The organism is Streptomyces sp. DSM 106670 (genome assembly GCF_055792845.1).
Genome location: NZ_CM147704.1, coordinates 336,023 through 349,601 on the forward strand (window position 1 = coordinate 336,023; position 13,579 = coordinate 349,601).

Sequence of the window (13,579 nt, forward strand, 5' to 3'; positions counted from 1 at the left end):
GCACCGCAGACGGATGCACGCGCCGGTGGCAGGTCTTCGGACTCGCGGGCCTGTTCCGACGTACGCCAGAACACCTAGTGGCCGTCGCTTCCCGGGCCCGTTTCTCGGGCCCAGTGCGTGTGACGGCGGTCGTTCCCGCTCACCGCTGCGGGGCAGTCCCGGATTTTCACCGGGTTCCCTCTTGCCTCGCGGGACGCCACTGCGCCCCGCGAACCACCAGCAACGCCAACACTACATCTGGAGGGTTGGCGATGCACGCAACCCCAGATGTTGTGTTGCGTGGAAAAGTTAGGTATACCTAACTCCTGCGTGAGCGGCTCGACGGCGCGACCCGTACCGGGTCAGTCACCCCTGGGGCCGCTCTTCCTCCTGGTACGAGTGGCGCTGCCCGGTCCAGGGGTCGGCGATGTTGTGATAGCCGCGTTCCTCCCAGAACCCGCGCCGGTCCCGGGTCATGTACTCGATGCCGCGCAGCCACTTGGGGCCCTTGTAGCCGTAGAGGTGGGGCACGACCAGCCGGAGGGGGAAGCCGTGCTCGGCGGTGAGGGATTCGCCGTTGCGGTGGGTGGCCATGAGCGTCCGGTCGGAGGTGAAGTCGGCGAGGCGCAGGTTGGCGCTGTAGCCGTACTCCGCCCAGGCCATGACATGGGTGACGTCCGGTGCGGGCGGCGCGAGCTCCAGGAGGACCGAGGCGGGCACCCCGAAGAACTCGTGCCCGAGGGTCGACGTGCCGGAGGCGCAGTGGAGGTCAGCGGTGATCGTGGCCTTGGGGAGGGCGGTCACTTCCTCGAACGTCCAGGAGTGCTTCTCCCCCGTCGCGGTGGCGCCGAAGACCTGGAGGCTCCAGCGGTCGGCCCGGAACTTGGGCACGGGCCCGTAGTGGGAGACCGGCCACCCCTTGGCCTCGCGCTGCCCCGGAGGAAGGGCTTCACCTCGCACCGCACACCTCACCCATCGCATGGTGGCAACCGTGCCCGGCGGAGAACCGCATCAGCGAGATCAGATCCGGGCTTCACCTGTCAGATGTGAGCCACCGAGGCGGATTGCCCTCTTGAACGAGATCCACTGTACCCATCTCGCCCCGGGCCTCCTGAACCCCGCCGGGAGGGCCTCAGGCGGAGGCGAGGGAGATCTCGGTCGACTTGATCAGGGCGACGACGGAGGTGCCGACCTTCAGGCCCAGGTCCTCGACAGCGTCCTTGGTGATGGCCGAGGTCAGTTCGCCTCCCTCGACGGAGACCTTCACGGAGCCCATGGCTCCGCCCGTCGTCACGTCGGTGACGGAGCCCGTGAGCTGGTTGCGGATGGAGACTCCCTCGACCGGGCCGGTCGCGAGGGCGACCTCGGTCGACTTCACGAGGGCCCTGACCGCGCATCCTTCGGCCAGGCCCAGGTCCTTGACCGCGTCGGCGGTGATGGCAGCGGTGATGTGCTGACCACCGGCCAGGCGCACCTTCACCGACGCCATGGCTTCGCCCGTGGTGACGGCGGTGACGGTGCCGGGCAGCTGGTTACGAATGGACAGGGTCATGGGAACACGCCTCGCAAAGCCGGAAACCAACAGATGTCACTTCTGTGACCTGCGTTTCCGCCGACGCTACCGGAGAGAAATTCCTCTTCCACGGCACGCGTCGCATCCACCAGCCGAACGGGCGTAATCACCTCGCAATACGTGTCCGCATCGAACTCCGCAACTCGTTCCGCGGATGGCGTCGGACACGGGTTGTCGGCAGGATCGTGGAGAGACGCACCGACCGACCCCGATCACTCACCCGCGGCGCACACCGAGGCACCGGCGAGAACGCGGTTCGACAAGGCCTCTGCCACGTTCGTTAGGAGACAGACATGAAGATGCTGATCAACGTCCTCCAGTTTGGTGCGGCCGCAGGTCAGGGCCATGCTGTGGGACCCCAGGTCAGCAAACACCCAGCATAAGTCAGGAAAGGGCACACCTTGGCGACCAAACTTGTCCGCGGCATGGGCAACTTCTTCAAGTCCTGCGCCTGCAAGCACCAGGGCCGCTGCTCACACCTGTACACCATTCGCTTCCGCAACAGCTCGGGGCGTCAGGTGGAAGAGTCGGGCTTCCCGACACAGGATGACGCCCTCGACCGCCTGACGGCCATCTACAGCGAGAAGCGTCGCACACCCATCCAGCAAGCCGAACTGAAGCGGGAAATAGGGAAGCAGCGGTTCGGTCAGTACGCCGCATCATGGCTCCCACGGCAGCGGCACTACGCGGCCGGCAGTATACGCACGGTGAATCAACTCCTGGACAGCCAGATCCTACCGATTCTCGATTCCCGTCGCGTCAACACCTTTTCTTCCACGGCCATCGAAGACTTCATTCTCTCCATGGAAGACCGGGGGGTCGGGCTCGCCACGCAACAGAACGCCTTGGACACGCTCAAGAAAATCCTCCTTGACGCGCTTCGCCGAGGCGGCATGGACGAGGATCCGTTCGATGGCGTCGTCCCGCCAGAGTACGTACCCAATCCGATAACCATCCCCACCATCGAAGAAATTCACGCCATTAAGGCCTCCGGATCGGATGGGCTGCGCGTCGTCATCGACCTCATGTCCGGGTGCGGCCACCGAAACGGTGAAGCGTACGCCGCCAACACCGAACGCCTGGTGGCCGACGACGTGTACCGCATTACCGAGCAAATCGATGGGAACGGCCAGGCACGCGCACAGTGTGTCCAGGTCGAAGTATCGCGCCCTCGCTGGCCTGTTGGTCTGCGGCGGGGATGATGAGCCAATTTCGGCGGAGACGCCCCCGCGGTATTCGGGCCGCCAAGTGATGGAAGCGCCGGGCGCGCGGATCTGTTCCAGACCCGCGGGGTCCAGCTCCGCCCCGGCCGGCCTCGGAGCTGCCGAAGTGCCGTCGCCTCGTGACGGCCGCGCGGTGTCAGGTCGGTGCCGGGCGAGGGTGGACCTTCACCCGCGAATGCGCGAGCACTACGCTTCCGCGCCCTCACTCTTCGTACAGGGCCTCCCAGCGAAAGTCCGACTCGGCGACCTCTGCCTCAGCTATATGATCGGCGATATCCCTGCGGATGGCCACCGTGTCCGCAGGCGACCACCCCGAGCCGCCCCCGAAAGGCAGCACACGGTCGTGGGGCTGGTAGAGCTCCTCGCTTTCCAGATCGCGGCAACAGGCGCGGCACTGCCACGGACGGCGCAGGGTGATCCACTGCCTGAGCCCGCACCAGGGACACAACGCGAAGTACGCGCTGGGCCCGTGAGCGGCGGCCCAGCTGGCGTAGCCCGACCGGCTGCGCGCCACGTTGATGTCGCCGTGGGTGCGTTCCGCGACCCAGCCAGGGAGGACCATCTCTCCACCGGGCCACGCACAGGAGCAGGGGCCGTCACAACCGCAGGCTCGCGCCTTGCCCAACTCGACGGCCTTTTCCTTGCGGGGGGTCGCTGGCCCCTTGACCTCAAGCCATGTCCCGATCTCGGGCAGCCAGAAGTCCGGCAAGTAATGCACCCCTGACGGAAGGGTGATTTGTTCGGGCTCGTACTGCCAGCGGATGCCTTGGGTGTCAAGGGTGCAGGCCCAGTCGGCTTCGAGCCGAGAACGGAAGGTGGTGCCGCTGTACAGCGTCGGTATGGCTTCGATGGGCTCGCCGTCTCCGGGGAAGTCAGTCACGGCGTCTCCGTTCTGATTCAGATATGCGCCCCTCTGCGGTTTGACCGCTGTCGGGCGTCATGCGGCATCCCACCGCGTACGACCGGATCTGGTAGCACGCACCTTCATGGTCCCGGCGGACTGGACCGGGCGCCACATCCAGCGGAACTTCGGCGCGGTGGACTTCTCCCCCACCTTGTGGGTCAAGGGCACCCAGGCCGGAACCCACACCGGAGGCTATGGCGCCTTCGGGTTCGACATCACTCAGCCCTCGTCCCCGGCGACCCAAACGCCTTCGTCGTCCGCGGGGCCGGAACCGTCACACGGGCACCGTCGAGCAGGTCGACCTTGACGTCGTAGACGAAGGGGCTCCTACGCTGGCATGTGGTCGATCTCTGTCGGCAAGGTCGACGGCACCATGGGCACTCTGCTCAACGAACGGCAACCCGTCTTCATGAACGGCACTCTGGACCAAAGATACCGGCCGGACGGCAACATGATCTCCTATCGAGGAGCATGACCGGCTACGCGCCCGCTTCACCAGCGCGGAATCCATGCTGCGGCCGATCGCCAGTGCCTTGTTCGCTGTGTCTGTGTCGAGGTCGACGGCGACAGAAGAGCGAGCGGCCCTCGCGAGTCGTCCCTCCCCCTCTCCATCCCAGGGACTTTTCAGGGACTTTCAGCTCTGCCCCAGGGACTTCCGAGGGACTTTTCGCCGCCTAACGCAGCAAGCTGCTGAAAGATCAGGAAGGGCCTCCGACACAGGTCAGAGGCCCTTCCTGAGGCAAAACCGCAGGTGGCGGCAGACGAGTCGGGCTGTACGCCGAATTCTGTCGTCCTCCCTGTGGGCGAAAGGTCGTTAGCGTCGATTCAGACCGCGCTGTCCACCGCCCACGTGGACAGCGACATGCGGAGGAGCGCCTTCCGCCCCCGACAGCCCCCGCTCTCCTGGCCCACTGCGGTGGAAGCTCGCGTGCAGCTGCTCGAACCCGGTCGCCGATGGAGAGGTCCGGACGGTCGGCTGCGGTCACGGCAGGCGCGGCGGGAGTCTTCCGGCTGCGGCTTCGGGTCACCGGCCGACCCCCCGCTCGTGACGGATCATCTCGCCGACACCGGTACGCGCACCGGCGGCAACGAGACGCCCGAGCACGGGCTCGGAGCCGGCACCGACGGCCTGTGGCACCGGGGCGAGGATCGTCAGGGCACCTACGAGTTGGGTCGTCACAGGCGTTGGCCCCTCTCCTGGAAAGGTCCGGGCAGCGGCTGGAGTGCCCGGGAGTGCGCCGGAGTGCGCCTTCACCACAACGACGATCCCGAGCGCGCTGGCGTGCAGTGGCAACCCGAAGAATGTCACCCAGAGCGAAACCCTGGTGACATACAGATGTTCCCGACTGCTTATCCAGCAACGACAACCACCCCGCGCCACTGAACGCCAACCTCACCACCAGCGAACCTTCCAACGGAGCCCACCAGAGCGTGAATTCGCGCAAACATAGCAAAGAGGCAGAGTGACCCACATCACTGCCAGTCGACGCGGAAGACTCCACCGCGCCCCACCCGCGCACCCGATGCCGCCCTCCGGCCCCGACCGCCCGCCAGCCGTTCAGCGCCGACTGTGACGAAGCCTCGGTGAACGGCAGCCGCCGCACCACATGGCTAGAACCCGAGGCTCGAACGAGTGACGCGACCTCAGGGGTGCTTCTGAGCTGCGAGCATGATCGCGCATCAGCCCCAACCCGCTGGAGTGCCTCGTGTCGCTGCGCCGCCTCGGTTTCCTGTCCGCCGCCCTGCTCACCACTGCCACCCTGACCGCCTGCTCCACCGAGCCTGTGGAGGCCGACGCCCCCCCACCGGCACCACCGCACCGTCCGGCGCGCCCGGCGGAACCCCGGACAAGGGCGGCCTGGCCCTCGCAGAGGCCATCAGGAAGATCCCCGTCGCCGAGGAAAAGCGCACCGGGTACGAGCGCGACTCCTTCAAGCACTGGGTCGACGAGGATGACGACGGCTGCCCGGCCCGCCAGGAAGTCCTCCTCGCCGAAGCGGTCACCGCCCCCGAGCAGGGGGCCCGGTGCACGCTGAGCGGCGGCACCTGGCTGTCGTATTACGACGAGGTCGAGGTCAGCGACGCGAAGAAACTCGACATCGACCACATGGTCCCGCTCGCCGAAGCCTGGGACAGCGGCGCCCACGACTGGACGCCCGAGCGCCGCGAGGCCTACGCCAACGACCTCGACGCCGAGCGGTCGCTGGTCGCGGTGACCGCGAAGACCAACCCGTCGAAGGCCGAAAGGACCCGGCCCAGTGGATGCCGCCCGCCCAGTCCGCGACCTGCACCTACCTGGTCGACTGGACCGCCACGAAGCTCCGCTGGAACCTCAACGCGGACCAGACCGAGCAGGCTGCCCTCCTCGACCTCGCCGAACAGTGCGCCGACTCGACCGTCGAGTACGGGCCCGCCTCGTAACGTAGAGGGCATCCGCCCCTGTCCATCTTCGAGAAGAGCATCGTTCCCCTCTACCGCCTCTGCCCTGTGTGCCTGTTCGTTGTTCTAGGCGGCTCACCTCCGCTCGCGCGGAGAGCACGGCAGCAACCGATCGACGTCCTTGCCGACCTTCGGCTCACCTCCGCTCGCGCGGAGAGCACACCGCCAACGACTCCGACCGCTGGGGCTGAACCGGCTCACCTCCGCTCCCGCGGAGAGCACGTCCTGGACGACAGCCGGTCTCCCCGGCGGATCGGCTCACCTCCGCTCGCGCGGAGAGTACATGGCGGCCGTGAAGGACCCGCAGGTCTGGTGCGGCTCACCTCCGCTCGCGCGGAGAGGACTGAACCAGGTCAGTGGCCCGAGTGGACGCCTTCGGCTCACCTCCGCTCGCGCGGAGAGCACTCTCGACCTGTTCGACGTAGGGGTGAATGTTCGGATCACCTCCGCTCGCGCGGAGAGCACGTCACGAACCCCTGGACGGTGGGCAGGAGGTCCGGCTCACCTCCGCTCGCGCGGAGAGCACAGGCCGACCTCGGCGGTCCCCTTGCTTTCCATCGGCTCACCTCCGCTCGCGCGGAGAGCACACCGGGTCGGGGCACGGGATCCGGAAGCACGGCGGCTCACCTCCGCTCGCGCGGAAAGCACTGACTTCACCGGCTGCGTGACCAGCTCTCGGACGGCTCACCTCCGCTCGCGCGAAGAGCACCGCAGCTTGTCCGTCTTCCACGGACGCCCCAGCGGCTCACCTCCACTCGCGCGGAGAGCACAAACCCATGACGTACGGGCCGTTCCGGAACACCGGCTCACCTCCGCTCGCGCGAAGAGCACGTCATCAAGCGGATGCGGCACGTGCAGTACTGCGGCTCACCTCCGCTCGCGCGGAGAGCACAGGGCCACGAGCAGGGCTGGACAGTGGCCGACCGGCTCACCTCCGCTCGCACAGGTACAGCCCTGACCCCAGGTACGGCTCGCCTCCACTCATGCGGAGAGCACGCGGCACGTATCAGGGTCGACCTGCTGATCCTCGGCTCACCTCCGCTCGCGCGGAGAACACTCACAGCCCGGATGTATCGGGGCCAGGTCGCGCGGCTCACCTCCGCTCGCGCGGAGAGCACTCGTAGTCCAGGGTGGGGGTGCCGCCAGACTCTGGCTCACCTCCGCTGACGCGGAGAGCACGAGTGCCGCCAGTGCTGGCTCCACGCGTACGACGTCTCACCTCCGCTCGCGCGGAGAGCGCAACACCGTGTTCAGCGTGTCGGTCAGTACGGACGGCTCACTTTCCGCTCGCGCGGAGAGGACCAGGTGACGGTACACGGGATCACCACCACCGTCGCCTCACCTCCGCTCGCGCGGAGACCACTCCCAGATGACACCCAGGACGTCCCCGCCCCGCGGCTCACCTCCGCTCGCGCGGAGAGTACAAGTTTGGTGCGGGCAAGGCCGGTGTCTGCGCCGGCTCACCTCCGCTTGCGCGGAGAGCACCCCCCGACCCGTCCCGTAGTACCTCCGGCCTATCTCCGCTCACGCGGAAAAGCACTGCCGACAGGATTAGGTCGCAGGCCGAAACACCGGGTCGCCCCCGTTCCCGCACAGGAACACACGATCAGGCTGCCGTCGGCCCCGATCGTGACCGGCTCACGCCCTCTCGCGCACGGCGCAACGATCACGCTCTTCACGTTTCAAGGAACGGATGTTGAAGCAACGCGCCACGCGGGGTGTCGCGCGACACCGGCTCGCCGCCGCTCACCCAAAAGCCGACTACGCGACGGAGAAAGCAGGCCTCACAACCCAGGCGCCGGCTATACCTCGCTCGCGCGGATACCTTTGCTGGACGCGCGGGAAGGTATAGCCGTAGTGGGGATACCTCGGAAGCCAGCGGGACATCCTCGCCGTGTTGAGAGGCGACGGATCTCTGGGATCCGTCGCCGTTGGCTCAGAAGAGCCAGCTGACGAGTTCGTTGATCAGGACACGGAGTGCCGTGCTGACCACCACGCGCGATACCTCGAGGAGGACCTCGCGTCGCAGAACGAACTTCCGCAGGAACCGAGACACTGCTTCTCCAGAGCGCAGACACGGTCGAGGTTGCGCCACATCCCTCGAGAGGGTCGTGCGTTCATCTCGATGTGCTGTCGCCTGAAGAGCCAATGGGATTCCGCGCACCTCCCAGAGAGGCGTGCAGCAGTAAGTACTCTACGGGACGACGAACTTGGTGTACCTGCGGTTGTCCGAATTCCCCCGCGCCGGTCTTCACAGGGATGGTGCAAGGCGACGAAGGATTGCGAGACAGCTTCTTCTGCTGCGTTCATCGGCAGCACTACCTGCACCGAACCCGTGACAAGGAGCACCATGTCTCTGGAGTCCCGCCTCTGGGGCAAGGCTGCCGGGCTGGGTAAGGACGCCCGCGGTGCAGACCATAGGCATCCGCTGATCTGCCACCTGCTGGATACGGCCGCCGTCGCTGAGGTCGTCTGGGACGAGCTGCTGACCGTGCACCAGCGGAGCACGGTGGCGGAGGCGCTGCAGGTTTCGGATGACCAGGCGCGGGCGCTCGCGGCATTCTGGGCAGGACTGCATGACATCGGGAAGATCAGCGTGCCGTTTCAACTGCACCGGAATGGACCGAAGCACGGGGGGAAGCTGCTGACTCAGCCGCTGAGCGGTGAGCCGGGGTACGCGTTCGGTGCCGGCGCCGTGCAGGACCGGCAGTTACATGAAGCGGCGGCGCACTGGTACCTGGTCGGGATCTTCAAGGAGATCGGCTATCCGTCATCGAAGCGGCGTCCGCAGTCCCAGCTCAGTCACGCGGTGGCGCAGCTGCTCGGTGGCCACGGTGGCCGCTTCCACCCGGTGGTCTACGACAAGGACTCGCGGTGCCCTGCAGCGCGTCACCCCGGTATGGGCGTGGGGAGTTGGGAGGAGCAGCGACGGCTCCACTTCGATGAGGTGCGCAGAGTGGTCGGGGTGAGGTCGGTTCCGAAGGGTCGGATGACGCCAGGAGCGGCCGTCGTCCTGACGGGGTTGGTGACCTTGTCGGACTGGCTGGCCAGTATTGAAGAGGAGATTCGGACCCTGCTCAGGGACGAGGCGTGGGCTGGAACTCCTGACGATCTGGACTCCTACTGGCAGATCGCCCGCTCGGCCGCTCCCCGCCTGTTGCAACGGACGGACCTGCTCGGGACCGGGTTCGCCGGGCCGCCGGAACCTGCTCAGGGAGCGGGGAAGCCTGGTCTTGGGGCGAGTATGGCTCGCCAGGTGCCCGATCTGGTGGCCGAGCACGGGCCGGGCATGGTGGTCGTGACGGCTCCGCCGTCGGAGGAGCGTACGGAAGCGGCCCTTCGCGCAGCGGCCGTCCTCGGGCATGCAGCGGGCGCGCGGGGCCTCTTCTACGCACTGCCGACCGGTTCAGCGGCTGACAGCCACATGGCGCAGGTGCATGCGTTCGCCGAGCAGGCACTGACCGGCCCGTGGCGTTCGTTGCTGCTCCACAGCTCTTCCCGGTTGAAGCCGGCGGAAGCCGCGGAGCAGTGGGCGCACGCCAATGCGGCCGGCGGAGTCAGTCCGGAGCCTGGTGAGGAGTGGGCCCCGACGGCGAACAGCTGGCTCAACTCCCATCACCGCGCGCTATTGGCTGCGCTCGGCACGGGGACGGTGGACGAACTTCTGCAGGCTGTCATGCCGGTGAAGTTCAACGTCATGAGGCTCTTTGCTCTTTCCGGCAAGGTCGTCGTGGTGGATGAAGCCCATGCCCGCGGTGCCTGGGGGCATGAGCTGATGCTGCGGTTCCTGGAGTGGGCTGCAGCGTTGCGGATCCCGGTTGTCCTGGCCGCGACGGCTGCGGACAAGTCGGTAGACGCGATGCTGGCGGCCTACCGACATGGCGCAGGAGGGGGCAGGGAGCCAGTGATGCAGCCCCGCCGGTCGCCGGGGTGGTCGTTCGTGGATGCTCAGTCCGGAGGCGGTCACCTGCCCCAGCAGCCTGCCGATGCCGCTCGTGCAAGCACGCTCAGCATCGAAGTCGTTGACGGTATGCCGTACGGCGCGATCGATGCGGCTCTTGCACCGATCGTCGCAGCCGGAAACGGAAGAGCCGCTGTCTACCGAGCGACGTCTGCGGAAGCCATCCGCACGTTTCATCAGCTCACGAAGGACTTCCCCGGTCTGAACGTGACCCTGATGCATGAACAGATGCGGAACAAGGACCGGTGGCAGCGTCTTGCAGCCTGCCGGGGTGCCTTCGCCCTGAATGGTGGAGTCTCTGGCCCCTCGGTGCTGGTGACGACGTCGATGCTGGAGCATGTTCGGGGCCTGTATTTCGACCTCGTCCTATCCGGACCGGCGCCGCTCGCGGCCTTGCTGGCCCGTGCGGTGCAGAGCGTGGGTGACCGGTCGAGGCTGGTGGTGCTCCGAGCGGACAACGCGTCGGAACTGGACGACGCCGCGCTGGTACGGCGCACTGACCTGCTCCTGGGGACCGGCAGGACGGTTGCCTTGCCCGAAGAGCTGCCCCTCGTGCTGGATGAGGTGTATGCCGACGAGTTCGCCGACAGGCTGGAGGGGCCGGCGGCGCGTGAGCTCCAGCAGCTCGACAATCAGCGCACGGTCCGTGAACACAAGGCCAGCGGTACTGCGCGGTGGCTGGCGGTGCCTGGACCGGGAGAGCTCGATGGCGACCTCGGACTGCTGAGCCGCGACCACACCGGTATGGAGCCCGAGCTCCTCTCCTCCGTGCTCGGGGAGGACGTGGTGCAGGTGGTCTGTCTGTACGAGCACGGCCAGCCGGGGAACCGGGTGTATCTCCTGGAGGACGGCGTTCCGGAGCGGAGACTTGAGCGCGGTCCCAAGGGGAGACCGGTGCCGGGCCAGCTGGTCCCATATCTGATTCCGGTACCAAAGCGACTCGTCGAGGGCGTGGAGGGTGATGCCAATAATGCCTGGCGCGGCATGGCCGCCCTCAAGAATGTTCTCCGGCTGAATCTGAAAAAGTCGGAAGACGGTAGGTGGGTGTACACCGGCTCGAAGCATCGATTCTGCATGAGTGAACACGGCCTGATGATCGACGAGTTGCCGTAAACGGGCACTCCGTCCCGTACGTCCGTCTAGCATCTAGGGGATGTCCGACCACGGGGGGGGAGGGGCGTGGCTACGCCTGCGTCCAATCTGATCGAACAGCCATGGATTCCTGTCGCATGGCTGGAGGGGAAGTCGGGTCCGCCGTATGTGGGTCTGAGGAATCTGTTCCTGCGTGCCGGAGAGATTCGCACGCTGCTGGTTCCGGAAGCTCCGGCTCACTCGGCTCTGCTGCGCTTGCTGTACGCGCTGACCGCCCGGATCACCGCTCTGGACGAGGCCGGTCCCGGAAGCTGGGGCGATCGGCGGGAGGAGATCCTTGAGCAGGGCTTTCCTGAGCAGAGCATCGAACTCCCCGGCGGCCGCAAGGCGGGCATCGCGGGCTACTTCGACCAGTGGTCCCATCGTTTCGACCTGTTCGACCGTGATCGTCCCTGGTTCCAGGACCCTCGTCTCCCCGACCAGTGCGACAGGAACCAGACTGCCGGGATCCACAAGCTGGTCATGAGCCGGTCAGCGGGCAACAACCACTCCTGGTTCGGGCACTGGAGCCATGCCGAGCTCGTTCTTCCCCACCTTTCACAGGCGACGCTGTCGCTGCTGACCTGGCATTACTGGGGAGCCCCCGGGGCCCTCTCGAGGCGTGCAGTCGACCATGTGAGCCACCATTACGCGAAGGCGTCACCCCTGCGGGCCGCGCTGTCGTACCACCCGGAGTGCGACAACCTTCTACTAACGCTGCTGGCGGGTCTGACCCCGCCGGACGGCGACGTCAGCCGGCAGACCGACCTGTGCCCGTGGGAGCGAGAGGATCTTCCGGACCCGCTCAAGCCGATGCCCGAACCGCAGGGCCCCTGCTCGCGGCTCACCGCCTGTTCGCAGCACGCCCTGTACTTGGTCGCCGCCGAGGACGGCGAGCACGCCACCGACGCGTACATCACCTGGGCCTACGATGCCGGGCGGATCCGGCCGGAGGACGACTACCTGATCTGGGACATCGGCAAGGACGGAGAGACGTTCCCCCGGCTCGCACGCTCCTCCCGTTCCCTCTGGCGGGACATCGACGCCCTTCTGCTGAAGCAGCTGGACGACGCCAGCCCCATCCAGCCGAAGGTGATGGACCACGCCTTCGACGTCAGCGAGTACTTGCGAGTACGTGCGCTCGGCTTCGAACAGGACGCCAGCCAGGCCGCCAACCATCAATACGTCGACTCCGCCACCCCGGTACTTCTCTCCCGAGTCGAGGAAGACGTGGTGAGCAGCGACCTGCCCGTACGCCAGCTCCGCGAACTCGGCGAGCTCTTCGGGCACCGGCTGGAGCAGGCCACAAAAGAAGCGTGGCTGAAATACACGGATGACAAGAAGAACGACCCTGGGGCCTGGATGGACGCGGTCGCGGCACGGTACTGGCCGTCGGCGGAGGACGAGTTCTGGTCGAGGTTCCGGCAGTTGACCCGATCTGGCGGCGCTGTGGACTCCGGCTTCGATTTCGAGGCCGCATGCCGGGCCTTCGGGCGCCACGCACTTGACGCGTACGAGGCGGTAACCGATTCCGTGACACGCACCCCACGGGGCGCGAAGGCCGTCACCAGCGCGAAGGCGATCATCCTCGCCGCCCTGAAGGACCCGCTCAAGGCGATGGAGCAATCGAAGACGACCAGGGCGGCCAAGAAGCCGTGAGCGTCGCCCACCGACCCGAGGACAAGCAGTGACCCCCCAAGCCCCTGATCCAGACAAGCGCCAGAGGACTCGCGCCTCGTATGCCGCCTTCGCCCTGAGTATCGAACACCTGTGCCGCACGGACCCCGGGGCCCGTGCCGCGCTGCGCGCGGGGCTGCGCCGCGATCTGGACCACCCGCGCGCCCGCCCGATGCACCGGCTGCTGACGACGCGCCTGCCGGAAGGATGTGATGACCGAACAGCGCAGGCCCACTACACGGTGGCTTCACTGATCGCAGCCCAGCCACGACACGCTTTCGCACCCGGCCAGGAAGACGACGAAGACGCCGCCACAGAACAAGGCGAGCAGGCTCTTCCAGAGAACGGCGAACCGGACGAGGCAACCGCGCCGTCAGAACCCACCCCGTACGGATCCTCGTTCGGTGCGACTCTGGGACAAGCCGTCATGGCGAAGGGTTCCTCCATGCGGATGAGCGCCGCGGAGAACCGCATCAACCTCCTGACGCGGCAGAGTCTCCGCGGTATCCACCTGCACCTCCCCGCTGCGGTGAATCAGGTGCGCTCCGCCGGTGCCCCGATCGACTGGGGACAGTTGCTGGCAGACCTCGTCAACTGGCCCTACCAGTCGGGGCGTATCAGTCGCTGCTGGCTGCAGGACTTCTACCGGATCACGGCCCGTGCCGACCGGGACTGACCCTCTCACCCACAGG

Annotated in this window: 8 protein-coding genes, 1 pseudogene and 1 riboswitch; of the genes and pseudogenes, 6 read left to right on the forward strand and 3 right to left on the reverse strand. The window is 66.8% G+C overall.

The window, feature by feature from the left end; genetic code table 11:
- Window positions 1-10: 10 nt before the first annotated feature.
- Window positions 11-234, reverse strand: a riboswitch (cobalamin riboswitch).
- 111 nt (window positions 235-345) lie between these two features.
- Window positions 346-939, reverse strand: coding sequence for a molybdopterin-dependent oxidoreductase (locus tag ACSMXR_RS01410; RefSeq protein WP_473171015.1), 594 nt, complete (start codon window positions 937-939; stop codon window positions 346-348).
- Between the two features lie 172 nt (window positions 940-1,111).
- Window positions 1,112-1,531 carry a TOBE domain-containing protein gene (locus ACSMXR_RS01415; RefSeq protein ID WP_473171016.1) on the reverse strand — a complete coding sequence of 140 codons (420 nt, stop codon included), beginning with the start codon at window positions 1,529-1,531 and terminating at the stop codon, window positions 1,112-1,114.
- 422 nt (window positions 1,532-1,953) lie between these two features.
- Here ACSMXR_RS01415 and ACSMXR_RS01420 point away from each other — a divergent pair, with 422 nt between their 5' ends.
- Window positions 1,954-2,754 carry a hypothetical protein gene (locus ACSMXR_RS01420; protein ID WP_473171017.1) on the forward strand — a complete coding sequence of 267 codons (801 nt, stop codon included), beginning with the start codon at window positions 1,954-1,956 and terminating at the stop codon, window positions 2,752-2,754.
- 223 nt (window positions 2,755-2,977) lie between these two features.
- Here ACSMXR_RS01420 and ACSMXR_RS01425 read toward each other — a convergent pair whose 3' ends face one another.
- Complete coding sequence (locus ACSMXR_RS01425) at window positions 2,978-3,655, reverse strand: PDDEXK family nuclease (protein ID WP_473171018.1); 678 nt, start codon at window positions 3,653-3,655, stop codon at window positions 2,978-2,980.
- A gap of 361 nt (window positions 3,656-4,016) precedes the next feature.
- Between ACSMXR_RS01425 and ACSMXR_RS01430 the strand changes: the two genes are divergently transcribed.
- From ACSMXR_RS01430 to casB, 5 genes and pseudogenes are all read left to right on the forward strand, one after another.
- A complete protein-coding gene (locus tag ACSMXR_RS01430) occupies window positions 4,017-4,154 on the forward strand; it encodes a hypothetical protein (protein WP_473171019.1) in 138 nt (45 codons plus the stop codon).
- Between the two features lie 1,231 nt (window positions 4,155-5,385).
- Window positions 5,386-6,100, forward strand: a pseudogene (locus ACSMXR_RS01435) (HNH endonuclease family protein).
- Window positions 6,101-8,468: 2,368 nt separating this feature from the next.
- On the forward strand, window positions 8,469-11,192 hold the full coding sequence (locus tag ACSMXR_RS01440; protein WP_473171020.1) for a CRISPR-associated endonuclease Cas3'': 2,724 nt from the start codon (window positions 8,469-8,471) through the stop codon (window positions 11,190-11,192).
- A gap of 66 nt (window positions 11,193-11,258) precedes the next feature.
- Window positions 11,259-12,869, forward strand: a complete 1,611-nt coding sequence (gene casA / locus ACSMXR_RS01445; protein ID WP_473171021.1) for a type I-E CRISPR-associated protein Cse1/CasA — start codon at window positions 11,259-11,261, stop codon at window positions 12,867-12,869.
- 28 nt (window positions 12,870-12,897) lie between these two features.
- A complete protein-coding gene (casB, locus tag ACSMXR_RS01450) occupies window positions 12,898-13,563 on the forward strand; it encodes a type I-E CRISPR-associated protein Cse2/CasB (protein ID WP_473171022.1) in 666 nt (221 codons plus the stop codon).
- Window positions 13,564-13,579 lie beyond the last annotated feature (16 nt).

Coding starts and splice junctions, on each gene's coding strand:
- ACSMXR_RS01415 (WP_473171016.1), bottom strand. CDS start 1,531: ATGACCCTGTCCATTCGTAACCAGCTGCCCGGCACCGTCACCGCCGTC.
- ACSMXR_RS01430 (WP_473171019.1), top strand. CDS start 4,017: ATGTGGTCGATCTCTGTCGGCAAGGTCGACGGCACCATGGGCACTCTG.
- ACSMXR_RS01440 (WP_473171020.1), top strand. CDS start 8,469: ATGTCTCTGGAGTCCCGCCTCTGGGGCAAGGCTGCCGGGCTGGGTAAG.